30 protein-coding genes are annotated in these 18,910 nt (G+C 64.5%); 18 read left to right on the forward strand and 12 right to left on the reverse strand.

All coding sequences use genetic code 11. The features are described from left to right. Nucleotides 1-2 precede the first annotated feature (2 nt). From AC0L6G_RS06965 to AC0L6G_RS07005, 9 genes are all read right to left on the reverse strand, one after another. Nucleotides 3-224, reverse strand: coding sequence for a hypothetical protein (locus AC0L6G_RS06965; RefSeq protein ID WP_473253048.1), 222 nt, complete (start codon nucleotides 222-224; stop codon nucleotides 3-5). Beyond that, on the reverse strand, nucleotides 221-670 hold the full coding sequence (locus AC0L6G_RS06970) for an HNH endonuclease (protein WP_473253049.1): 450 nt from the start codon (nucleotides 668-670) through the stop codon (nucleotides 221-223). The genes AC0L6G_RS06965 and AC0L6G_RS06970 overlap by 4 nt, the downstream gene beginning before the upstream one ends. Further along, the gene (locus AC0L6G_RS06975; RefSeq protein WP_473253050.1) at nucleotides 667-885 is read right to left on the reverse strand and encodes a hypothetical protein; all 219 of its coding nucleotides are present in this window, start codon (nucleotides 883-885) and stop codon (nucleotides 667-669) included. The genes AC0L6G_RS06970 and AC0L6G_RS06975 overlap by 4 nt, the downstream gene beginning before the upstream one ends. Continuing rightward, complete coding sequence (locus AC0L6G_RS06980) at nucleotides 882-1,835, reverse strand: hypothetical protein (RefSeq protein ID WP_473253051.1); 954 nt, start codon at nucleotides 1,833-1,835, stop codon at nucleotides 882-884. Before AC0L6G_RS06980 ends, AC0L6G_RS06975 begins: the two co-directional genes overlap by 4 nt. After that, a complete protein-coding gene (locus tag AC0L6G_RS06985; RefSeq protein ID WP_473253052.1) occupies nucleotides 1,832-2,527 on the reverse strand; it encodes a YqaJ viral recombinase family protein in 696 nt (231 codons plus the stop codon). Before AC0L6G_RS06985 ends, AC0L6G_RS06980 begins: the two co-directional genes overlap by 4 nt. Before the next feature lie 70 nt (nucleotides 2,528-2,597). Next, the gene (locus tag AC0L6G_RS06990; RefSeq protein WP_473253053.1) at nucleotides 2,598-2,807 is read right to left on the reverse strand and encodes a hypothetical protein; all 210 of its coding nucleotides are present in this window, start codon (nucleotides 2,805-2,807) and stop codon (nucleotides 2,598-2,600) included. Continuing rightward, nucleotides 2,804-3,217: a hypothetical protein gene (locus AC0L6G_RS06995; RefSeq protein ID WP_473253054.1), complete on the reverse strand. Its 414-nt coding sequence runs from the start codon at nucleotides 3,215-3,217 to the stop codon at nucleotides 2,804-2,806. Before AC0L6G_RS06995 ends, AC0L6G_RS06990 begins: the two co-directional genes overlap by 4 nt. Beyond that, nucleotides 3,217-3,537, reverse strand: a complete 321-nt coding sequence (locus AC0L6G_RS07000; RefSeq protein WP_473253055.1) for a hypothetical protein — start codon at nucleotides 3,535-3,537, stop codon at nucleotides 3,217-3,219. Before AC0L6G_RS07000 ends, AC0L6G_RS06995 begins: the two co-directional genes overlap by 1 nt. Then, nucleotides 3,537-4,001: a C40 family peptidase gene (locus AC0L6G_RS07005; RefSeq protein WP_473253056.1), complete on the reverse strand. Its 465-nt coding sequence runs from the start codon at nucleotides 3,999-4,001 to the stop codon at nucleotides 3,537-3,539. The genes AC0L6G_RS07000 and AC0L6G_RS07005 overlap by 1 nt, the downstream gene beginning before the upstream one ends. A gap of 223 nt (nucleotides 4,002-4,224) precedes the next feature. On the opposite strand from AC0L6G_RS07005, the gene AC0L6G_RS07010 reads away from it, so the two are divergent. Then, complete coding sequence (locus AC0L6G_RS07010) at nucleotides 4,225-5,658, forward strand: Hint domain-containing protein (protein ID WP_473253057.1); 1,434 nt, start codon at nucleotides 4,225-4,227, stop codon at nucleotides 5,656-5,658. Between the two features lie 79 nt (nucleotides 5,659-5,737). Here the strand turns inward: AC0L6G_RS07010 and AC0L6G_RS07015 are convergent, their stop codons facing one another. Then, on the reverse strand, nucleotides 5,738-6,412 hold the full coding sequence (locus AC0L6G_RS07015; RefSeq protein WP_473253058.1) for a S24 family peptidase: 675 nt from the start codon (nucleotides 6,410-6,412) through the stop codon (nucleotides 5,738-5,740). 84 nt (nucleotides 6,413-6,496) lie between these two features. Between AC0L6G_RS07015 and AC0L6G_RS07020 the strand changes: the two genes are divergently transcribed. Then, nucleotides 6,497-6,757: a hypothetical protein gene (locus AC0L6G_RS07020; protein WP_473253059.1), complete on the forward strand. Its 261-nt coding sequence runs from the start codon at nucleotides 6,497-6,499 to the stop codon at nucleotides 6,755-6,757. 10 nt (nucleotides 6,758-6,767) lie between these two features. On the opposite strand, the gene AC0L6G_RS07025 is transcribed toward AC0L6G_RS07020, so the two are convergent. Next, nucleotides 6,768-7,061, reverse strand: a complete 294-nt coding sequence (locus AC0L6G_RS07025; RefSeq protein ID WP_473253060.1) for a hypothetical protein — start codon at nucleotides 7,059-7,061, stop codon at nucleotides 6,768-6,770. Nucleotides 7,062-7,147: 86 nt separating this feature from the next. Between AC0L6G_RS07025 and AC0L6G_RS07030 the strand changes: the two genes are divergently transcribed. The 13 genes from AC0L6G_RS07030 to AC0L6G_RS07090 all read left to right on the forward strand — a co-directional run bounded on the left by AC0L6G_RS07030 (nucleotide 7,148) and on the right by AC0L6G_RS07090 (nucleotide 14,605). After that, complete coding sequence (locus tag AC0L6G_RS07030; protein ID WP_473253061.1) at nucleotides 7,148-7,603, forward strand: hypothetical protein; 456 nt, start codon at nucleotides 7,148-7,150, stop codon at nucleotides 7,601-7,603. Beyond that, entirely contained in the window at nucleotides 7,603-7,851 is a 249-nt protein-coding gene (locus tag AC0L6G_RS07035) for a hypothetical protein (RefSeq protein WP_473253062.1), read from the forward strand. Before AC0L6G_RS07030 ends, AC0L6G_RS07035 begins: the two co-directional genes overlap by 1 nt. Before the next feature lie 46 nt (nucleotides 7,852-7,897). Continuing rightward, nucleotides 7,898-8,548, forward strand: a complete 651-nt coding sequence (locus AC0L6G_RS07040; protein WP_473253063.1) for a hypothetical protein — start codon at nucleotides 7,898-7,900, stop codon at nucleotides 8,546-8,548. Then, nucleotides 8,548-8,985 (forward strand): RusA family crossover junction endodeoxyribonuclease, encoded by a 438-nt coding sequence (locus AC0L6G_RS07045; RefSeq protein WP_473253064.1) that lies wholly within the window; start codon nucleotides 8,548-8,550, stop codon nucleotides 8,983-8,985. The genes AC0L6G_RS07040 and AC0L6G_RS07045 overlap by 1 nt, the downstream gene beginning before the upstream one ends. Continuing rightward, complete coding sequence (locus AC0L6G_RS07050; RefSeq protein WP_473253065.1) at nucleotides 8,982-9,725, forward strand: GcrA family cell cycle regulator; 744 nt, start codon at nucleotides 8,982-8,984, stop codon at nucleotides 9,723-9,725. Before AC0L6G_RS07045 ends, AC0L6G_RS07050 begins: the two co-directional genes overlap by 4 nt. Further along, nucleotides 9,725-10,078 (forward strand): hypothetical protein, encoded by a 354-nt coding sequence (locus tag AC0L6G_RS07055; RefSeq protein ID WP_473253066.1) that lies wholly within the window; start codon nucleotides 9,725-9,727, stop codon nucleotides 10,076-10,078. Before AC0L6G_RS07050 ends, AC0L6G_RS07055 begins: the two co-directional genes overlap by 1 nt. Next, nucleotides 10,071-10,253 carry a hypothetical protein gene (locus AC0L6G_RS07060; RefSeq protein ID WP_473253067.1) on the forward strand — a complete coding sequence of 61 codons (183 nt, stop codon included), beginning with the start codon at nucleotides 10,071-10,073 and terminating at the stop codon, nucleotides 10,251-10,253. The genes AC0L6G_RS07055 and AC0L6G_RS07060 overlap by 8 nt, the downstream gene beginning before the upstream one ends. After that, nucleotides 10,250-11,665: a DnaB-like helicase C-terminal domain-containing protein gene (locus AC0L6G_RS07065; protein WP_473253068.1), complete on the forward strand. Its 1,416-nt coding sequence runs from the start codon at nucleotides 10,250-10,252 to the stop codon at nucleotides 11,663-11,665. Before AC0L6G_RS07060 ends, AC0L6G_RS07065 begins: the two co-directional genes overlap by 4 nt. Further along, the gene (locus tag AC0L6G_RS07070; RefSeq protein WP_473253069.1) at nucleotides 11,665-11,976 is read left to right on the forward strand and encodes a hypothetical protein; all 312 of its coding nucleotides are present in this window, start codon (nucleotides 11,665-11,667) and stop codon (nucleotides 11,974-11,976) included. The genes AC0L6G_RS07065 and AC0L6G_RS07070 overlap by 1 nt, the downstream gene beginning before the upstream one ends. Next, nucleotides 11,969-12,880: a hypothetical protein gene (locus tag AC0L6G_RS07075; protein WP_473253070.1), complete on the forward strand. Its 912-nt coding sequence runs from the start codon at nucleotides 11,969-11,971 to the stop codon at nucleotides 12,878-12,880. Before AC0L6G_RS07070 ends, AC0L6G_RS07075 begins: the two co-directional genes overlap by 8 nt. Continuing rightward, nucleotides 12,877-13,434, forward strand: coding sequence for an HNH endonuclease signature motif containing protein (locus AC0L6G_RS07080; RefSeq protein WP_473253071.1), 558 nt, complete (start codon nucleotides 12,877-12,879; stop codon nucleotides 13,432-13,434). The genes AC0L6G_RS07075 and AC0L6G_RS07080 overlap by 4 nt, the downstream gene beginning before the upstream one ends. Before the next feature lie 80 nt (nucleotides 13,435-13,514). Then, the gene (locus AC0L6G_RS07085) at nucleotides 13,515-14,267 is read left to right on the forward strand and encodes a hypothetical protein (protein WP_473253072.1); all 753 of its coding nucleotides are present in this window, start codon (nucleotides 13,515-13,517) and stop codon (nucleotides 14,265-14,267) included. A gap of 5 nt (nucleotides 14,268-14,272) precedes the next feature. Further along, nucleotides 14,273-14,605: a hypothetical protein gene (locus AC0L6G_RS07090; RefSeq protein ID WP_473253073.1), complete on the forward strand. Its 333-nt coding sequence runs from the start codon at nucleotides 14,273-14,275 to the stop codon at nucleotides 14,603-14,605. Between the two features lie 141 nt (nucleotides 14,606-14,746). Here AC0L6G_RS07090 and AC0L6G_RS07095 read toward each other — a convergent pair whose 3' ends face one another. Further along, nucleotides 14,747-14,995 (reverse strand): hypothetical protein, encoded by a 249-nt coding sequence (locus AC0L6G_RS07095; protein ID WP_473253074.1) that lies wholly within the window; start codon nucleotides 14,993-14,995, stop codon nucleotides 14,747-14,749. Between the two features lie 73 nt (nucleotides 14,996-15,068). Here AC0L6G_RS07095 and AC0L6G_RS07100 point away from each other — a divergent pair, with 73 nt between their 5' ends. Genes AC0L6G_RS07100 through AC0L6G_RS07110 form a run of 3 tightly spaced genes read left to right on the forward strand, consistent with a single transcriptional unit; the run spans nucleotide 15,069 to nucleotide 18,907 of the window. Beyond that, nucleotides 15,069-15,512 carry a terminase small subunit-like protein gene (locus tag AC0L6G_RS07100; RefSeq protein WP_473253075.1) on the forward strand — a complete coding sequence of 148 codons (444 nt, stop codon included), beginning with the start codon at nucleotides 15,069-15,071 and terminating at the stop codon, nucleotides 15,510-15,512. Then, nucleotides 15,448-17,034, forward strand: coding sequence for a phage terminase large subunit (gene terL / locus AC0L6G_RS07105; RefSeq protein ID WP_473253076.1), 1,587 nt, complete (start codon nucleotides 15,448-15,450; stop codon nucleotides 17,032-17,034). The genes AC0L6G_RS07100 and terL overlap by 65 nt, the downstream gene beginning before the upstream one ends. A 10-nt stretch (nucleotides 17,035-17,044) precedes the next feature. After that, on the forward strand, nucleotides 17,045-18,907 hold the full coding sequence (locus AC0L6G_RS07110) for an anti-CBASS protein Acb1 family protein (RefSeq protein WP_473253077.1): 1,863 nt from the start codon (nucleotides 17,045-17,047) through the stop codon (nucleotides 18,905-18,907). The last annotated feature ends 3 nt before the right edge of the window (nucleotides 18,908-18,910 follow it).

An 18,910-nucleotide genomic window follows, 5' to 3' on the forward strand; every position in this document is an offset into this window, starting at 1 on the left:
CTCTAGCCCTCCCTGTTGGAGGCGCGAGACAGATATTCGGTGTCGCGCGTGCGCTGGCGGGGGTCGCGGTAGCCGTGGATGCGGCACCGCTGTTCGGGCAGCAGGATGGATGGCTGCGCTTTGGGCAGCTTCTCCACACAGATCGGGCAAGGGACGCCATGCTTGGCTCTCGCGTCGCGGCGGGCCTCGCGGATTTCGCGGCACATATCGCCGTAGTCGCTCACTGTCCGACCTCCCTGTTGGAGGAAGAGGCGGGGCCATCGTTCGCAGCCTGGGTCCGAGCGGCCTTCTTCGTCAGCTTGATCTTGCCGTCGAAGCCGCGAGAGACGGAGCCGAAGCCCCGGCCCTTGAGCTTTCGGGCGGGTTCGCCCGTACAAGTCTCACCGGCCAGTCTCTGGGCCTTGGCGATGTCCTTGCGGTCCTGAGGCGTCTTGGTCGCGTGACAGCCCCGGTGAGCGGGATAGAGGTTGTCGTCCGCATCGTTGGCGCTAATGGCCCGCGCTATGCGGTGCTCGATGTCATAGGCGTCGCCGTGGATCTTCAGCCCGCAGATGCCGCACCGGCCGCCGTGGGCCATGAAGATTGCGAGGCGCCGCTTCGCCGTGAACTTCGGGCGCGGCGGGACGACGACACGGGCGCGCTGGGGCATGATCGATTTATCGGGCTTCATGACTCCACCACCTGCTGACGGAGGATGTGGTCAGCGGCACTCATCAGCGTGACCGACTGGCCCCGGATCAGGTCGCCGAAGCCGCGAAGGTCCGGGTTCTTGTCGGCGGTCAACAGAGTGACGATGTTTGCCTCTGCCTGACGTATCAGCGCGTCGGCCTGGGTCATCGCCATGCGACGGCGGAACAGGGCTTCGGAGAGATCGGGGGTCTTCATCCGAAGCTCTCCAGTGCATCCCGCATGGCCTTCTCGACCCGTTCGGCCTGTTCCGGCGCCGTGGTCTTCAGCAGGGCGATGCGGGCCTTGTAGTTGTTGCTGGCCTCGACGGTCTTCAGCTCGGCGAGGGACTTGAACGCCAGATCGGCAATGAACCGATCAACCCCATCAGCGACATCGACGGCCGAACCCGTCCCTTCGCTGGCTTGATCTGCCTCAGCGGGTTCGGCCGTCTCTTCCCTGGTCAACGGAGGGGCATCACCAGGGAAATCGTCGCCCTCATCGGTACGCGGGCCTCTAGTCCCATCCGATGAGGGCTGTTCCGAAGCGGGAGGGGGCTCCGCTTCGAAATCTGTGTCTTCATTGAGCGCCGCCTGATCCGCCTTCGCGGCTGCGGGCTTCAGTTCGGCGTCCAAGGTCGGCTTTGCGGCGGCTTTCTCGTCGCGGTCCAAGCGAGACCACCAAGCGGTCAAGGCGGCCGAACCGCGCGCTGCGGCGGCGCGTCCCTCAGTCAAGACGGAGAGAAGATCGACGCTCTCGACCGGCTCGCCGCGCTCCACCTTAAGCGGGCTCACTGTGTAGGGCTTTCGGGCGGCCCGTGTGGCCGTCAGGGCCATCGTCACCTCGCGGTCGATGCCCGACATGTGAGAGATGCGGATGCCGCCGACCGGCGCATTGCCGAACCGCACGGAGTCGTCCCGGTAGAGCGTCATGCGCTTGCCGACGAACTTCGCGCCATCCGCCCCCCACACGTGGACCATGACCCGCCGCATGGACTTGCAGGGCTTGTACGGTTTGCCGTCGTCGCCCTCGTAGTGGATGGCGATAGGCTGATCAGCGTCGCCGCTGAGAGATACCTTCGTCACCGTGACGGTGAGCGAGCGGCCGATCAGGTCGTCAGCGTTCAGTTGATCGCTTTTCGGGGCGATGGTGGGGAGAAGGTTGGTCACGCGGCAAGCTCCTGATCGACGCGGCGTTCAGTTCGGAGGAGGCGGAGGCCGGGCATCTGGAGGACGCCGGTAAGCTGGGTCATCTTCTCGCTGATGCGGGCCTCAAAGGCGGTCGCCGCCTCAACAATGGCCTTCTGAACAACCGGGTCGGGATAGATGCGGACGGTCGCCATCGGCAGGCCGGCGCTGTAGCTGATGAAGTCGAGCCACTTCCGCTTCGTGACCCACAGGCCGGTCTGAATCTGGATCACGAAGTCAGAGGGCGCCGTCCCGTGCGCGACGTTCTCTAGGATTGTCTCGATTTGTAACTTATGCTTGCGAGACTTGACCTCGATCAGGCCGTCGTCTCCGACCAGGCCATCGGGCGAATATCCGATGGTGAAGCCCAGGTCGTCATTCGTGATGAACCCGCAGTCATCGACCGGCGCATAGTTCGCGGCGTAGGCGGCCTTGGCGTCGATTTCATCCTCATAGCCCCTGAGCATGTCGTCGCCGAGGAAGCCTATCTCCGTATAACCGGCCATGCGCTGGGCGAGCAGGGTGTAGAGGTGCGCCCGCTCTTTATCGTTCGACGCAACCTTCAGCGTCGGCGTCAGGATCAGCTTCATTTCGGAGGCCGTCAGCCGACCACAGCGAAGCGAGACCCACTCATCGGAGCCTTGAACGACGTCGGGGTGATAGGTGATGGTCATGGCTTGCGCCTCAATGGGATGGAGAAGATCGCCAGCAGGCCCACGGCCACGGCGAGGATTTGAAAGGCCGTCACAGCAGCCAGAGGCCGCCGAGGACGACGCAGCCGACCAGCAAGACGGCCGAGGCGCGGATCAGGTTGACGAGGTAGCGGCGGGGCGCGGGAGCGGGCCGCGCCTTGGCCAGCACATCGGCGCAGTACCGCTCGTTCCAGCGGTCCCTGACCCGATCCCATTCAGGATTGGATAAGGCGCCGGTGATGGGGTGACGGAGGGCCATCATGCGGCCCGTCCGAATGCGCGGCCCTTACCCTTCGGCTTTCGCGGCTTCTTGCGTTGGGCCTGATGGGCGGTTCGGGGCGCTTCCGGTGCCTCCCCGGCTTCGGTCCATTGCGACAACGCAAATCCGACCGTTCCGATCTTGATCTCGTGCTTGGGATCGAACGAACAGAGCAGCGCCTTGATGGCTCGGGTCGCCTTCACTCGGTCGATGTCAGACCGCCAACGGCGTCCAGCGGGCAAGACCTGGCCTCCACGGAAGAACAGGGCCGAGGCGTGACGGGTGAACTCGTTGCGATCACCGTAAAAGTCATCGCCCATCTGCTCGCGGGTGAGGTAGACGCTGTGGTCTGCCCCGAATGCGACCTGCACGTCCGAGAACTCAGGAACGTGGAATGTGATCGGAGTTCCCATCAAGCCGCCCTCGCCATGCTCGCCGGAGGAAGCGGATCGTTCTCGCTTTCCCGCGCGTCGCGGATCGCCCAGGTCAGTTCGGTGACGACCGGCAGGATCAGGCCAGGGTCTTTCGCGACGGCCATTTCACCGGCCATGCGCAGAAGTTCTTGGGTCGCCTGATCGACCGTCATCCAGCGACGGGTGCGGCGGTCCAGAACCTTGGGCCCCTCGACCTTGAACAGAGGGACGCGGGAGGGTTGGACCAAGGACAGGTCCACATTGGCGGCGGCGGCGATGTTCGCCAAGACGCCGGGAAGGATTGCGGAGATCGGGCGCATCAGGCCGCAGCCTCGATGAGAGCGTTGTCGTTCTCGGCCGGGATCACATAGGTGAAGACGCCCACCAAACGATCCGTCCAGAACCGGCCGACCCAGCATTGCGAGACCGCCTTGCCGAACTGGCAGGAGATCATCTTGGGTTCGGCGCCGCCCGTCTCGGACACGACGCCGGCATGGAAGCCATCACGGCCCATGTCGAAGACCAGCACGTCGCCGGGCTTAGCTGTAGCGAGGGTGGTCAGCCTCATGCCTCGGTTGAAGAACTGGCCCATGGCCATCCAGCGATCACGCGGACCCCAGCCCGGCACGAACGACGGAGCCCGGCCGCCGAAGCATTGGGCGATGAAGGACCAGCCGTTGAAGCAGTCAGCCTGGACCGGCGACGAGACGTAGGCGCGACCGATCAGCGAGCGCGCGGTTTCAAGCGCGGCGGATCGGTCGAGGTTGGCGGGATGGATAGACATGGGTCACTCCGTTTCGATGGAGTGATATTATCGGACTCTCCGATACTGTCAATCGGATATTCCGATATCGCCCGATATTCGGCTCGTCAGGCGGGGAGCGGCGAGCGCGCCCACAGTTTCAACATCCAGAACAACGACATCGCCTAGACTTGCGTCAGCGCTGTGTTAGGACACCCGACAGCCTCGCGTGATGCGATTGGCCAAGACAACTCCGGGGAGCCGAATGAACGAAGACATTTCCACGCAAGCGATACCCGCTTACGCGAAGATCGCTGAAGCCTTGGCGGGTAAGACCTTCCCCGCAAACTACGTCTATGGGATCGGTGCGGCCAGCTCGAACGCGAGCGGCGTCAACGATGACATCATCTATTCTGGGCAGGTCGCCGGGTTCACTGCAAAGGCGGAAGGTGGTGTCTTCACCATCATCGATTCCGTGAAGGGCATCGTCTCCTTCGGCGGCGTGAACTACCAGATCATGGGGCCATCCACCGACGGACAGAGCGTGGTGCTAGGCATCACAAAGACTGAAACCTTCGGTGGCTCGAGTTTCACGACCACGTCCCCCGCCCTGCTTGTCTCAAACAGCGGCACGGCTCCGGCCGGAAGCGTAAACTTCAACACCAACAACCCCTACACCACGCCGACGCCTGTTTGCTTTGCTGCCGGCACTCTGATCGAAACGGCAAACGGCCCAATCGCGATCGAGCTATTGTCCGTTGGCGATGAGCTGATGACATCGGCAGGAACCTCGAAAGTCGTGTGGACCGGCTCAATGCGCCTGCGCTGCGCTGATACGCCTTGGGAAGCAAGCGTGGCGCCTGTTCGCATTTCGGCGAACGCCATTGCCGAAGCTGTTCCATCGCGCGATCTGGTCGTATCGCCCGGGCATGGGATTGGGTTCGATCTTCTCGGCCCAGTCTTGGTGCCAGCCGGCGTCCTGGTGAACGGCACAACTGTCATGGCCGAGGCACCTGAGTGGATCGACTACTGGCATGTCGAAGTCGAGGGTCACGCCATGATCAAGGCTGAAGGCCTATCGTGCGAAAGCTATCTCGACGTCGGAAATCGGGGCTCTTTCGAGATTGCTCAACTCGACCAATCCGACACCATTTTGGATCCGTCGGATGTGCAAGGCTCGTTCCCACGGCTTTCGGAAGGTGCATTGGTCGAGGCTATCAAAGAGCGTCTACACGAGCGCGCCCTGTCCCTGGGATGGCAACGTCAGGCCGTTACTGAAGCTCCATGCCTGATGGTCGATGGCAATCGAGTGACTGGCCTGGACAAGGGCGAGGCAGTCCGATTCGTCATCGCGGCAGACGCATCTGAAATCGCCATCGCTGCTAGAACCTTCATCCCGGCGCTTCTAGATCCGAGGGTGCGCGATAGCCGGGAGCTTGGCGTCAAGGTTTTGGCCATCGAGGCAACCGATGGGTTCCAGACGAACATCCTTCGCGCCGATCATGACGATCTGCAGAATGGTTTCCACGGCATCGAATTTGAGCCGATGCCCGCGCGCTGGACTGGCAGCACCGCGACTGTTCCCCGTTCAATCCTCAATGGCCTTGAGGGCGATGTCTATCTGACGCTTCGCCTGGTCGATCGCGCGCGCGAGACGGTTGAACTGGTGAACAACTCCAACGTCCGCAAAGCGGCCTAAAACAGGGTGAGCGGCGGCTTCCGTCGAGGCCGCCGCAACAACCTCTCAGTCACCTAGACCGAGCCGGCCGGCCATACGATTACATCCTTCGGGTGACCCACCGAACGCGGCCGATGATGCGCACACGATCTTCCGGCACGCGATATTCGCCGTGCAGCGGGTTGTCCGACTTCAGCCGGACTTCGCTTGGCTCGCTTCCGGGCACGCGCTCCAAGCGCTTGCAGACCAAGGCGTCGCCGTCCCAGACCGCAAAGATTCCGGGCAGGCCTAGGCGTTGGTCGGATAGATCGATCAGGACATAGTCGCCACTGGAAAGCGTCGGCTCCATGGAGTCGCCAATGACCTCCTGAACGGTGGCCTGCGCCGGCGCCACGCCGAGACGGTCCACAACTAAGAAGCGCGGCAGCGTCCAGTATCTACGGGTCGTTTCTCGATCCACCGCGAAGCCGCCTCCTGCGGACAGCCTCACATCGTATTCAGGGACCGCGACAGAATCGGGCGCATCGGCGTTTGCGTCGATCTCGACCGGCTCTTCGGAGGTTTCACCCTCCCCCGGTTCAAAATAGCTGCGCGGCTTGCCGAAGATTTTGGCCAGCGCGTCCCGATGGACGTGCCAGCTCTTCAGCCCGCCATTTTCCAAGTCGCTGACGGTCGATTGCCCTACGCCCAGGCGTTCGCCCAGCTGGGCCTGGGTCATCCCGACTTCCTTGCGGGACTTCTTCAGCTTGGCAGAGAGGGTCAGGGAATCGGCCATCCCCATTTTCTGCCTCAGAGAATATCGATGCGCGCCCGGTAAATCGGGGATTGCGATTATCGGATCATCCGATATTATCGCCTCATGCCCGATATCAACGTCATCGACCATCTCACCCGACGCTTCGGAAACCAGACCCGTCTGGCTGAAGCCGCAGGCGTGTCGCAGCCGACCATCGCCGGGCGGAAGAAATCGAACTCGCTCTCTCATGACCAGATGCGCCGCATCATGCGCGTCGGCCCGACGATGGGTGTAACCATCAGGCCGGACGACTTCTTCCCCGAGCCGATGCCCGCGGTGCCAGGCGCCGCCAACGACGACACCGCCACCGAGAAGGCGGCCTGACGTGTCTCCCTCACCGGCCCGCCTCCCTCTGGTCGTCGAAACCCTGGTCGTTGCCGACGCCGCCTATGGGACCGTGATCGAGATCCAGAGGCTGGCCACCGACGGTCGCCAGTCTGACGCGCTGGCCTTGCTGGCGCTTCTTGCTGAGGGAATGGCGGCGCACCGCCCCATCATCCGGGGCGTCCTCGCCGCCGAGCGTCAGGCCGCACAGGCTTACGATCTCACGCAGAGGCCAACAGTCCGTGTCCTCGCGAGCATCGGTGTCGCCCAGCCACATCCTCACGCCGCGAATTCTGAAGCCCAATCGCCTTCTCCCGAACAGCCAAGCCCATCCGTCGCCTGACCGGCCGTCTCGGTCATCTGGAAACCCGCCCGGAACATCCGCAGCACATGAACAAGCTCAGCCATCGTGAACACGCCCGGCTCGCCCGCGAGCTGATCGACCATTGCGGCGGGCTGGAAGAGGCGGCGACGGCCTGCCGCGTCCGCAAGTCTGCCTTGTCTGGCTATCAGAATGCCGCCGACCCCTCGACCATGCCGGCCGACGTCATGGACGCGCTGGAGGAATACGCGGGTCAGGGCCCGGTCTATTCCGGCGCCATCGCTGAACGCCGGATGTTCCCGACGAAGGTCACGGGCTGTCTCAAGGAACTGGCCTTCGACCTCGCCCAGGAAAGCATGGACGTAGTCACTGCCGTTCGTGAGGCCTTGGCTGACGACCGGCTGTCCCCCAACGATCTGGACGCTATCGCCCGCGCCGAACGAGATGCCGAGGAAGCGCTTGAGCGGGTCCGCGCCGTGCGCCGGGCCGCCGAGAACGCCACCGATGACCGGAGGGCTGCCTGATGTTCGGCGATGCCCTCTATCTCGCCCACGTCGCCTTCCAGGCTGTGACGCGCCCATTCCGCGAGCGCCGCGCCATCGCCGCCTTGCAAGCGGTCTCTGACGCCAAGGACGCCTACCGCGCCGCCAAGGTCCGTGGCGACACCCGGGCCCAGGCAGCGGCCGAGGTCGCTGTCTTCCGTGCCCGCACCGCTCAACTTCGGGCCGAACTCGCCCTCAACACCTTCGCCTCGCACCCGCGAGAGCGCTGACCAACGGGACAGACCGCCCCGTTGAGCGGTCTTGATGGAGGGCCAGATGGCCAACGACAACGACGCGTACGAGCCCATCCAGGGCACGGTCGGGAGCATCCCGAACGAACCGCAGGACACCAACGGCCTGCCAAGCCATGACGAAATCCGCATGGCCGCGCACGACCAGGTCCAGTGGAACCTGAAGCGCAAAGCGCTGAACGACCAGATCAGCGCCTTCCGCAAAGGTCTGAAAGCCAAGGGCCACATCCTCGGGAAGCTGGATGACGAGGTCCGCAAGCTCGAATGGACTCCCGAGGAATACAAGGCCGACCGCGAAGCCTCCGACCACTACGCCCAGGCCATGGCCCAGCCGGTCGGAACTCAGCTGGAACTGTACGGCACCGACGCGACGCCCGATCCGGTTCGCATCCAGCTCAAGTGGCGCCAGCTGGGCGTCAAACATGGCATCGCCGGCATCGGCTGGGCCAACCAACCGCCCGAAGACTGCCCGTTCGATTGCGCTCAATCCTATGGCGAAGGCCACGAAGAAGGTCAGGGGACCGTGCGCCGCGCCTTCCAAACGCGTCTGGAGCAGGCCAAGGCGACCGCCGACGCCGCGCGCGAGGGTGCCGAGGACGATGACGACCAGATCGACATCGAGGATGCCGTCAACGCCGCCAACGACGATGGCGACCAATCGCAGGAAGCGGCCTGATGTCGGGGCTGGCCTTCACCATTCCGGGCGACCCTCGCGGTAAGGGCCGGCCCCGCGCCACCACCATCGGCGGACATGCCCGCATGTTCACCGACAGCAAAACCGCCAGCTACGAGAACCTTGTAAAGCTGGCGGCTTCGCAGGCCCTGGGCTCGCGACAGCCCTTCGACGAGCCGCTGGCAATGATCGTCACGGTTCGAATGACGCCAGCAGCCTCCGACAGCGGCAAGAAGCGCGCCGCGAAGCTCGCGGGCTCCATCCTGCCGACGAAGCTGCCTGACCTCGACAACGTCGTGAAGGCCATCCTCGACGGCTGCAACAAGGTCGCCTTCCGCGATGACGCCCTGGTCGTCCGCCTCGTCGCCGAGAAGACCTTCGCCGAGACGCCCGGCGTCGACGTCATGATCAACCCCATCCAACTCCGAGCCGCAGCATGAACATCTTCGCCAAAGTCAGCCGCGCCGAGTTTACCCGCCTGTGGGAAGCCGGCCTGAGCGGCACCCAGATCGGCGACCGGCTCGGCATATCCGAGACCAGCGTCCGCAGCATCCGCAAGAGTTTCGGCCTGGGGGACCGTCGGCGCGGCAATGCGCTCCACACGCCCGAGACTGTCGAGCACGTCAAACGCCTGTGGCTGGAGAACAAGTCGGCAAGCAACATCGCCCGGCTGATGGGTCCGACTTGGACCCGAAACATGGTGATCGGCATGGTTCACCGACACGGCTTGAGCGAAGGCCGGAAGACGAACGCAAAGCCCGGCGCCGTTGCCAAGACCGCGAAGGTGAAGCCCGTTCGCGAGCCTCGCCCGCCAAAGCCGCCAAAGCCGCCGAAGGCCGCCGCTCCCCAACCCTTCGACCTGTCCAAGTCCAAGACCGACAGCACCGCCGAACAGCGCGCCGAGAAAGCCGCCGCCGGCCGCCTGATCATCAAGCGGACGATCGACGCGGCGAACGACAACTCGGTCCCGATGATCGGTCGCAGCTTCGGTCAATGCGCCTGGCCCGTTGGAACGCCTGACCGCGCGGCCGACCAGCTGGCCTGTGGGGCGCCAATCTACCAGGGCATCGAGAAGTGCTCTTATTGCCTCGACCACGCCCAGCGCGCCTTCGCCCGCGACATCACCCAGCCGAAGCCTAAGGAGAACCTTGAGCGCGCAAACCGTCGGTGGGCAGCCTGATGTCTCGCCCCCAACGCCGCGACTTCTCCGACCGCGTCCTGACCCAGATCGACAAGGACCGCCGCACCGCCGCTCAGAAGGCGCGTGACGCCAAGGTGAGGGCTGATGCGCGCATGGCCACAGCCGTCGCCATCGCAGGCATCAGCGACGCCGATCTGGTCCTGCATTGCGAGGGCGTGCTCTCGGCCGTGAAGGACGCCCTGTGCGCGCGTCTGGACGCCGAGGGCGCCGCCTCCACTTTCGGTCGCTTCGCCCATGTCTCGATCTACACCGGGCCGATCCGGCGCGCCGCCGCTGAGCAGGCGTTCGCCAGCCTGACCAAGGCCGCCAACGATGGGGGCCGCGATGAATAGGCGCGACCTCGTAGCGTTCGAACTGTTCTACGCCGACACCCTGCGTCGAGAAGCCAAGGCTCGGGCCAAGCGCTACCCGCAAGCGGCCGCGCTGCTCATTCGCCATGCCGAAGCTGCTGTAGCCCGCGCTGAGACCATCCGCTGCGGCCCTCTCTTCACGGAGAAGGCGGCATGATGGACCCGCGCGACCAGGATGAGGGTTCGAACCTTCCTCTGAACCTAGAGGCTGAACAGGCGCTGCTGGGCATCCTGCTCTTCAGCAACGAGGCGCACAGGCAGGTCCATGACCTTGTCACGCCAGAGGATTTCTCTGAGCCTTACCATCAGCGCATCTACGCCCTGGTCGGTCGGCTGATCACCGCCGGCAAGCTGGCTGAGCCCGCCACGATCCAGAACGATCTGGCGCCGGATCCTGCCTTTGAACACTTCGGCGGCCTGCCCTATCTGCGTCGCCTCTGGGACGCCGCCCCGCCCGCGAACACCATTCGCGCCTATGCCGAGCAGATCGCCGACACAGCTGTGCGGCGCCGCCTGATCAAGATGGCGACGGAGACGCTGACGTCAGCCCGTGACCCGGAGCACAGCGGCTATACGGCTGTCGCCAAGGCGCGTGCTGAGCTTGAAGAGGCTGAGCGCGGAGCCGCCCCCGAAGACGCTCTGTTCGTCAACGCGTGGGACGCAGCCCAAGCCCGCATGGACCGGCTGGAGCTGGAAGTCGCCACCGGCAAGCCCAAGGGCGTACAGACCGGCCTGTCGTCGATCGACAAGCGCCTCGGCGGCCTGCTGCCCGGTTCGGTCATCGTCATGGCTGGGCGCCCCGGGATGGGCAAGACGGCGCTGCTGGGCAACGTGCTCTACGGCGCCGCCCTCCGGAACCCGGGCAAGCTCTTCGCCGGCTTCTCGCTGGAAATGGACACCGACCAGCTGAACGACCGCGCCCTGTCGCGCCTGACGGTCGAGGAAGACCAGCCAGTCAGCTTCTCCGACATCGCCAAGGTCCAGCCGTTGACGAGCTTCGACCTGCAAGCCCTTCACCGCGCAAAACAATCCATTCCCAAGAACCTCTGGCTCCGCGACCGCGCCGGCGTGTCCGTCGAGGATGTCAGCCGCGCCGTCTGGGCCATGAAACGCCGCGGCGATCTGGCGGCCATCGGCATCGACTATCTCCAGCTGATGCGCCGCCCCGCCCTCGCCGGGCGCAACGAGGCCAGCGCCATCGCTGAAATGACCGGCGCCCTGAAGACCCTGGCTCGTGAAGCCAAAATCGCGATCATCCTGCTCAGCCAGTTGAACCGCTCCGTCGAGAGCCGGGACGACAAGCGGCCGATGCTGTCTGATCTTCGCGAATCCGGCTCCATCGAGCAGGACGCCGACGCCGTCCTCTTCCCCTTCCGCGAGGTCTACTACCTCCAGAAGGCTGAGCCGAAGGCACACACCGACGCCCATCTTGAATGGGAAATGGAGGTCGCCGGCCTGCGCACGCGCATGGACGTGATCATCGCCAAAAACCGCCACGGATCCGAGGGCAGCGAGCCCCAGGACTATCGGGCCGAGATCGACCTTATCACCAACAAGGAGAGCCGCTGATGCCGGTGGAAGCTGTCTCTTATGCGCTTCGAGCGCCCACTCGCTCCCGGCTCGGGAAGCTGCTCCTGGCGGCGATCGTAGCCGACACGACCGACTACCCCGGAACTGACGAATACGTGCCTTGCCTGACCTTCGTGTCCCGCTTGGCTGAGATCGGGATGTGCTCCGAGGAGGAAGCCGTCGCGGAGCTACATGCACTGAAGGCGGGCGGCTTCCTGACCTATCTGGCGATCCACCCGGAGGGCAGCATTTGCGCTGATCCGGTTCTCCCCGCCGTCGTGTCCATCAATCGCGAGGCCGACCGTGGCTAGAATCCGTTCCGTCCACCCCAGCCTGTTCACGGATGAGGCTTGGGTCTCGTGCAGCCCGCTCGCTCGCATTCTCTACATCGGCCTTTGGACGGATGCCGACGACCAGGGCCTGTTCGAGTGGAAGCCGCTTCAGCTGAAGATGCGCCTACTGCCCGGCGATGGCGCCGACGCGGCCGCGCTGCTGAACGAACTCGAGGGCGTGGACCTCGTCCAACCCTACGAAGTTGACGGAAAGCGGTTCGGAGCGATCCGCGATTTCCGCAAGTTCCAGCGCCCGCAAAAGCCGAACGCCATCCACCCCATCACTGAAAAGATTGGGGAATATGTGGGCTTGTCTGCAACCGATGCCAAACCGGTCGGAGAGCAGTCGCGTACCGGTACAAGAAAGTCCTCGCAGATGGAGGATGAAGGAGGAGAGGAGAAGAACCCCCCTACCCCCCAAGGGGGCAGACGCAAGCCCAAGGTCGCCCTGCCGGATGACTTCCCGACTGAGGAACTGATCGAGGCCATGCAGACCGAGGCCCGAGAAGCCGGGGCGAACTTCGACGTCCGCCGCTTTGCCACGTACTTCCGGGACCAGTGCATCGCCAAGGATCATCGCTACGCCGATTGGCCAGCGGCCTGGCGGAAATGGTGCAGGGGCGACATCGCTAAGGCTCCGAAGACCTCCGTTGCTGCCCTGACGGCCCGGACAGCCCAAGCCCAGCCGGAAGCCGACCGCTGGCGGCGCTGGCTCCGAGAGTTCCGACAGAACCGCTTCTGGCCGACGGATGACGCCGGCCCCCGCCCCGGTGCCCCCGGCTGCCGCGTCCCGCAAGCCATCCTCGCTGAGTTCGGGTTCAGCCCGACCCCAGCCAACGACACCCCCAAGCCTGACCTGTTCGCAGAAGGAGCGGCGGCATGAGAAATCGGACCAACGCAAGGCACCACATTTCGGCCGAGCAGGCGCGAGATCTGCTTCGCTACGAGGCCGACACCGGCCTTTTGTTCTGGCGCGAGCGTGGTCGCGAGCACTGTGCATCCGACCAAGAATGCCAGCGTTGGAATACGCGGTTTGCAGGCAAGGAGGCGCTCACGGCAGTTGAAGGTGGAGGGTATCCATTCGGCACGGTGCTGGGTCTCAGGTGCAAGGCCCACCGCATAATCTGGCTGATGCAAACAGGACATTGGCCCGAAGGCGAGATCGACCACATCAACGGCGTGACCAGCGACAATCGCTGGATAAACCTCCGCGAGGTCTCGCACGGCCAAAATCTGCGGAACAAGAGCCGGCAGGCGAACAACACGAGCGGCGTGAACGGCGTCTACTGGAGCAAACGCCACTGCAAGTGGCGAGCGATGATCAGCGTCGACGGCAAGCTCATCAGTCTCGGTTACTTCGCGACAGTCGATGAAGCGGCGATCGCTAGGTCAGCGGCCAATGATCAGTACGGGTTTACCGCCCGCCACGGCACATAGGGGAAACAGTCATGAGCAAGCTCTCAAAAAGTAGATCGCGCCTCCGCAAGGGCCGCTACGCCAAGCCATCCCAGCCCCGCATGATCGGGGCCAACGACAACCACCCCCCAGCGGTGAACGACAATGCGGCGCCGGTGACGATCCGCGGTGTCCGGCTGACACAGGGCCAGGCCTATCGCTTCGCCAAGGCCCAGGACGATCTGGCCAGCGAGAGCTTGGAGACACGCCGTGCCGGTCACCGCGCTCTGGAACTGCTGGACTCCGAGTTGGGCGCCAAGGTGCTGGCGGATAGTGTCGGCGACGCCCTGGAAGAGCGCCGGGGCCTCGAAGCCCTGCGCGGCATCGTCATCGAAAAGTCGACCGTCGAGGGCGCTGTCGGCGCACCGCGCATCGCCCGCGACGGCCTCGAAACCCTCCTGACGGCCAACTCAATCAGCCGGACCCAGCACGCCGCCGGCCTGCTCTACCGCGCCGACTATGAGCGGATCGACCCGGAGAAGATGCTGACCCCGCCCCAGCTGGACCCGGAGAAGCTGAATGTCGTCAGAGGCGGCGACGGCTGGGACCACAAGCGCCGGGAAATCGAGGAACGCGTCTTCGGCATCCACCTCATGATCTGCGGCGTCGATGCGCCGACGGAGACCGAGCGGAGGGCGATGCCTCGTCTGCCGGTCGGACACCCGGCGATGCGGGCGATCCACGCGCTGGTCGAGATCGCGGGAAAGGGAGCGAACCTCGGCGACATGACCACCAGTGGATCGGTGAAGGCGCGGATTCGTGAGGACTTGATCTTCGCGCTGGACGCGTGCGCTATCACCTACGGATTGGAGTGATCGACATGAAAGCATCTGAGGCGATGATCGCCTGGACCCCGAACTTTGACCATGAGGACGACAACCCGACGAAAGGGCAGGTTCGAGTAGGCCCCCTCGTGGACGCTGACACGCCCGATTGGACGCAAGGGTTCACCATGACCGGCGGCGCCGCTTATGTGGCGCGTCGTGAAATGCCTGAATGGCAGCAGATCGCCATGGTGTTCATCGACTGGCAGACGCTGGTGTTTGGCTACAAGGTTGATCCCGAGGTGGCTCATCAGGCGTTTCTGGGGATAGACGAGTATCGACAGCGCATCGCTCCCGACCTGCCGGGCGCCGAGGACATTCCGGGCTGATCGCTTGACACGGAACGGTAACTGCGTGACAGAGCGCAAATAGGGCTTTTCGCCCCAAGTGGCTCCCAGCACACCGCCGGGAGCCCTTTTTCGTGCCCGAAACCCGTCCATACCGGCGCTGCGGCAAGGGTTGGCTCAGGCTCAGGGCTTGAAGAATACCGACCCTTGTCCGGCATTTGCGATGCGGATCAAATCCTCGGTCGGGCGCATAGCCATCCCGCTCAGGACCAGACGCCCTTTCCCGCCAGTTGCATTGGCCAATCGGATCAGGTCGTTCGTCGATTTTAGACCCGCCTCCATCTCCCAGCCGCCGCCGGCGTTCGCGATGCGGATGAGGTCGTTGATGTCTTTCAGTTCGTACACGGCTACCTCGGTTTTGTGATCAGTCATAGTCGGACGATTCGAGAACGCTGGTTGATGATGGCAGCGGACAGTTCCGCATAACTGTGGATTAGGAGCCCGAATGGCCCGCCCCACCATCTTCAACGACGCCCTGGCTGAGGAAATCTGCCGCCGCCTGGCCATGGGCGTGCCGCTGGCGAAGATTTGTCTCGACGATGACATGCCGGCCTATTCGACGGTCAGGAAGTGGGAAGGCGAGAACCCGGCGTTTTCGGCGCTTTCCGCACGCGCCAAGGTCGACGGCACCCACTACATGGCCGACGAGTGCCTCGACATCGCGGATGGCCAAGGCGACCCAGCCGACAAGCGCATCCGCATCGACACCCGGCTTCGGCTGATCGGGAAGTGGAACCGCAAGGTCTACGGGGACGCGTCCACCCTGAAACACACCGGCCCCGACGGCGGTCCGGTCCAGTTCGCGAACATGACGGAGGCCGAGATTGACGCTCGCCTCGCCGCTCTCGCCGGAGGCTCTGAGCCGGCTCCCCCTACCCCAGAAGATTGAAGCTCTCGCCCTTCTGGAGCGCCGGGCCGAGTTGGTCAGGCATCGGGAGGCAGAGGAAGGCCGGGAAGCCGAGCGCCGTCGTCTGGAGCGCGACTTCTTCGCCATCCGCGAGCGCTGCGAGAGCCTAGCCGGGTTCGTCCGTGAGGCCTGGCGCGTCCTGGAGCCGAACACGCCGCTGGTCTGGAACTGGCACCTCGACGCGCTCTGCCTTCACCTCGAAGCCGTGACCGACGGCCGAATCAATCGCTTGGCGGTCAACATCCCGCCCGGTTCGTCAAAGTCGATGATCGTCTCGGTGCTGTGGCCCGCCTGGGAATGGGGACCACGGGGCCTGCGCTCGATGCGCTACCTCACCACCTCGTTCGCCGAAGACAGCGTGAAGCGGGACACCCGGAAGCACCGGGACCTGACCCTGTCGGAGTGGTATCGGTCGCTGTGGCCCGAGGTCGTCCTCGTCCGTACCGGCGAAATGAGCTTCGCCAACCAGGACACCGGGACGCGCGAGGGCACGGCGTTCGGGTCGCTGACCTCGAAACGCGGCAACCGCCTCATCATCGATGACCCGCACTCGACCAAGACAGCCGAGAGCGACACCGAACGGGCCAGCACTGTCCGTCAGTTCCGTGAAGGCTCCCTCAACCGCCTGAACGATCAGGAGCGCGATGCCATAGTCGTGGTGATGCAGCGGCTCCATGAACAGGACGTCACCGGCGCCCTGATGAAGTTGGGCCTCGGCTTCGTCCTGCTGATGCTGCCGATGGAGTTCGAACCCCAGCGTCGCTGCACCACATCGATTGGCTGGGCCGACCCCCGCACCGAAGATGGCGAACTGCTAGACCCTGTCCGCTTCCCCCGCAAGGTGGTGGACGACCTGAAGAAAGGCCTCGGCTCCTACGCCTACGCCGGTCAGTACCAGCAGCGCCCTTCCCCGCGCGACGGCGGAATCTTCCAGCGGGAATGGTTCAAGACCGCGTCGATCCTGCCCGCCGGAGCGAAGCGAACCGTTCGCGCCTGGGACGTGGGCGCCACGGAAGGCGGAGGCGACCCCAGCGCCGGGGTTCGCTGCACGCAGGTCGGGACCGGCGAAGAGGCGACCTACTACTTCACCGACGCCAAGGTCGGGCAGTGGAGCCCGGCGCAGTTCGAGGCCAACCTCCGGCTGACGGCGGTCGCCGACACGCAAGAGGTGACGGTCAGGCTGCCCCAGGATCCTGGCGCCGCCGGTAAGGGCTACGTCCTGACGCTGGTGAACAAGCTCAAGGGCTATCCGGTCAAGTTCGAGCAGCCGACGGGCTCCAAGATCACCAGGGCGACGGCGCTGGCCACCCAGGCTGAGGCCGGTAACGTCTACATCCTGGCGACGGGCGACCCGGCCAAGGATGCATGGATCGAGCCCTTCATCGACGAACTCTGCTCGTTCCCGTCCGCCAAGCATGACGACCAAGTCGATGCCGCCGCCGACGCCTTCAACGAGCTGGCTCTGAACGTCCCGGCCGTCCTCGACATCGACGCCCTTCTGTGAGGTCCGAACCATGGGTGAAGTGATCACCATCGGCGACGGCCTGGCCAATGCGCTGTCGGGCCTGAACACGGAGCGGGACAAGGCGGCGCACAGCTACTACGCCGAGCCAACCATCGACCCGATGGAGCTGATCAACGCCTTCCGTGGCTCATGGATGGCCCGGAAGATCGTCGAGATTCCCGCGCTGGACAGCTGCCGAAACTGGCGGGCTTGGCAGGCGTCGCAGGACCAGATCGAACTGATCGAGGCCGAGGAAAAGCGCCTCAACGTTCGTGGCAAGGTGCTGGAGGCGCGGAAGAATGCCCGTCTGTTCGGCGGCGCGGCGGTCTATGCCGACTTCGGCGACGATGCCTCGCAGCCTCTCAACATCGAGCGCGTCAAGAAGGGCGGCATCCGTTTCCTGACGGTCTTCACGCCCCGGCAGTTGGTCCCGGGCGAGATCGACACAGACCCGATGTCCGAGTTCTTCGGCTTCCCGAAAGAGTTCACCGTCGCGGGCGGCGCCACCGGCCAGGCCCGCATCCATCCTTCCCGCCTGACCATCTTCGTCGGCGCCGAACTGCCCGACCGGGACATCACCGCTTCGGCCTTCGGCTGGGGCGATAGCGTGCTGGTCTCGGTCATGTCGGCCGTAAAGCAAGCCGAGAGCGCCTCGGCCAACATCAACAGCCTGATCTACGAGGCCAACGTCGATGTCGTGTCGATCGAGGGCCTGACGGACATCCTCAAGCTACCCGGCGGCGAGGACAAGGTCCGCGACCTGCTGAAGATGAACCTCGACGCCAAGTCGAACCTCCGCGCCCTGGTCCTTGACGCCAAGAACACCTACGCCCGCAAGGCTGTCAGCTTCGCCTCTCTACCCGACCTGATGGATCGTTTCGACCAGCATGCCGCCGGCGCCGCCGATATCCCGATGACTCGCTTCATGGGTATGTCGCCGGGTGGGATGAACAGCACGGGCGAGAGCGACCTCCGCAACTATTACGACCGCGTCTCGGCTGGTCAGACGCTGGAGATGAGCCCGGCCATGATGCGCCTGGACGAGGCGCTGATCCGCTCCGCCACCGGCGCCCGCGACGCCGCCATCCACTACGACTGGAACCCGCTCTGGCAGCTGTCGGAGAAGGAGAAGGCCGACATCTTCAAGACCAAGGCCGACGGGGCGCGGGTCATCGCCGGAAACGGCGGCACGTCCGAACCACTCATGCCGGTCGAGGCCCTATCCGACGCCCTGGTCAACGAACTGGTCGAGGACGGAGCGTTGGCCGGTCTCGAAGGCGCCATCGATCTGTACGGCAAGCTCAGCGAGCAGGATGACGAAGGCGACGATGAAGCGGCGGCCCTCAGCCCTCCCCCGGCGCGCGAAGAGCAGCCGAACCCCATCGAAACCAAGGACGCTGCGCCGCGCACCCTGTACGTCCAGCGCAAGCTGCTGAACGCCGCCGAGTTCATCGCCTGGGCCAAGGCGCAGGGCTTCAAGACCACCACGCCGGCAGACGACCTGCACGTCACCATCGCCTTCAGCCGACGTCCGGTGGATTGGATGAAAGTCGGCGAGACGTGGAGCAGCGACAAGGACGGCACGCTGAACGTGGCCCCCGGCGGCGCCCGACTGGTCGAGCCGCTGGGTGACAAGGGCGCCGTGGTCCTGCTGTTCAACTCGTCCGAACTGTCGTGGCGGCACGAGGCCATCAAGCGCGACGCTGACGCCTCGTGGGACTTCCCGTCCTATCAGCCCCACGTGACCATCACATATTCGGGCGGCGACCTCGATCTATCCAAGGTCGAGCCGTACCGCGGCAAGCTGGTCTTCGGCCCCGAGTTGTTCTCGGAGGTCGATGACGACTGGTCAAAAAGCGTGAAAGAGGCCTGAGAC

The organism is Brevundimonas sp. D3-1P (genome assembly GCF_055809335.1).

What these genes read in the sequence shown, in the direction of transcription:
- AC0L6G_RS06970 (WP_473253049.1), bottom strand. Translation starts at nt 670, where the DNA reads ATGAAGCCCGATAAATCGATCATGCCCCAGCGCGCCCGTGTCGTCGTC.
- AC0L6G_RS06975 (WP_473253050.1), bottom strand. Translation starts at nt 885, where the DNA reads ATGAAGACCCCCGATCTCTCCGAAGCCCTGTTCCGCCGTCGCATGGCG.
- AC0L6G_RS06985 (WP_473253052.1), bottom strand. Translation starts at nt 2,527, where the DNA reads ATGACCATCACCTATCACCCCGACGTCGTTCAAGGCTCCGATGAGTGG.
- AC0L6G_RS06990 (WP_473253053.1), bottom strand. Translation starts at nt 2,807, where the DNA reads ATGATGGCCCTCCGTCACCCCATCACCGGCGCCTTATCCAATCCTGAA.
- AC0L6G_RS06995 (WP_473253054.1), bottom strand. Translation starts at nt 3,217, where the DNA reads ATGGGAACTCCGATCACATTCCACGTTCCTGAGTTCTCGGACGTGCAG.
- AC0L6G_RS07000 (WP_473253055.1), bottom strand. Translation starts at nt 3,537, where the DNA reads ATGCGCCCGATCTCCGCAATCCTTCCCGGCGTCTTGGCGAACATCGCC.
- AC0L6G_RS07005 (WP_473253056.1), bottom strand. Translation starts at nt 4,001, where the DNA reads ATGTCTATCCATCCCGCCAACCTCGACCGATCCGCCGCGCTTGAAACC.
- AC0L6G_RS07010 (WP_473253057.1), top strand. Translation starts at nt 4,225, where the DNA reads ATGAACGAAGACATTTCCACGCAAGCGATACCCGCTTACGCGAAGATC.
- AC0L6G_RS07015 (WP_473253058.1), bottom strand. Translation starts at nt 6,412, where the DNA reads ATGGCCGATTCCCTGACCCTCTCTGCCAAGCTGAAGAAGTCCCGCAAG.
- AC0L6G_RS07020 (WP_473253059.1), top strand. Translation starts at nt 6,497, where the DNA reads ATGCCCGATATCAACGTCATCGACCATCTCACCCGACGCTTCGGAAAC.
- AC0L6G_RS07030 (WP_473253061.1), top strand. Translation starts at nt 7,148, where the DNA reads ATGAACAAGCTCAGCCATCGTGAACACGCCCGGCTCGCCCGCGAGCTG.
- AC0L6G_RS07035 (WP_473253062.1), top strand. Translation starts at nt 7,603, where the DNA reads ATGTTCGGCGATGCCCTCTATCTCGCCCACGTCGCCTTCCAGGCTGTG.
- AC0L6G_RS07040 (WP_473253063.1), top strand. Translation starts at nt 7,898, where the DNA reads ATGGCCAACGACAACGACGCGTACGAGCCCATCCAGGGCACGGTCGGG.
- AC0L6G_RS07045 (WP_473253064.1), top strand. Translation starts at nt 8,548, where the DNA reads ATGTCGGGGCTGGCCTTCACCATTCCGGGCGACCCTCGCGGTAAGGGC.
- AC0L6G_RS07050 (WP_473253065.1), top strand. Translation starts at nt 8,982, where the DNA reads ATGAACATCTTCGCCAAAGTCAGCCGCGCCGAGTTTACCCGCCTGTGG.
- AC0L6G_RS07055 (WP_473253066.1), top strand. Translation starts at nt 9,725, where the DNA reads ATGTCTCGCCCCCAACGCCGCGACTTCTCCGACCGCGTCCTGACCCAG.
- AC0L6G_RS07060 (WP_473253067.1), top strand. Translation starts at nt 10,071, where the DNA reads ATGAATAGGCGCGACCTCGTAGCGTTCGAACTGTTCTACGCCGACACC.
- AC0L6G_RS07065 (WP_473253068.1), top strand. Translation starts at nt 10,250, where the DNA reads ATGATGGACCCGCGCGACCAGGATGAGGGTTCGAACCTTCCTCTGAAC.
- AC0L6G_RS07070 (WP_473253069.1), top strand. Translation starts at nt 11,665, where the DNA reads ATGCCGGTGGAAGCTGTCTCTTATGCGCTTCGAGCGCCCACTCGCTCC.
- AC0L6G_RS07080 (WP_473253071.1), top strand. Translation starts at nt 12,877, where the DNA reads ATGAGAAATCGGACCAACGCAAGGCACCACATTTCGGCCGAGCAGGCG.
- AC0L6G_RS07085 (WP_473253072.1), top strand. Translation starts at nt 13,515, where the DNA reads ATGATCGGGGCCAACGACAACCACCCCCCAGCGGTGAACGACAATGCG.
- AC0L6G_RS07090 (WP_473253073.1), top strand. Translation starts at nt 14,273, where the DNA reads ATGAAAGCATCTGAGGCGATGATCGCCTGGACCCCGAACTTTGACCAT.
- AC0L6G_RS07095 (WP_473253074.1), bottom strand. Translation starts at nt 14,995, where the DNA reads ATGACTGATCACAAAACCGAGGTAGCCGTGTACGAACTGAAAGACATC.
- AC0L6G_RS07100 (WP_473253075.1), top strand. Translation starts at nt 15,069, where the DNA reads ATGGCCCGCCCCACCATCTTCAACGACGCCCTGGCTGAGGAAATCTGC.
- AC0L6G_RS07110 (WP_473253077.1), top strand. Translation starts at nt 17,045, where the DNA reads ATGGGTGAAGTGATCACCATCGGCGACGGCCTGGCCAATGCGCTGTCG.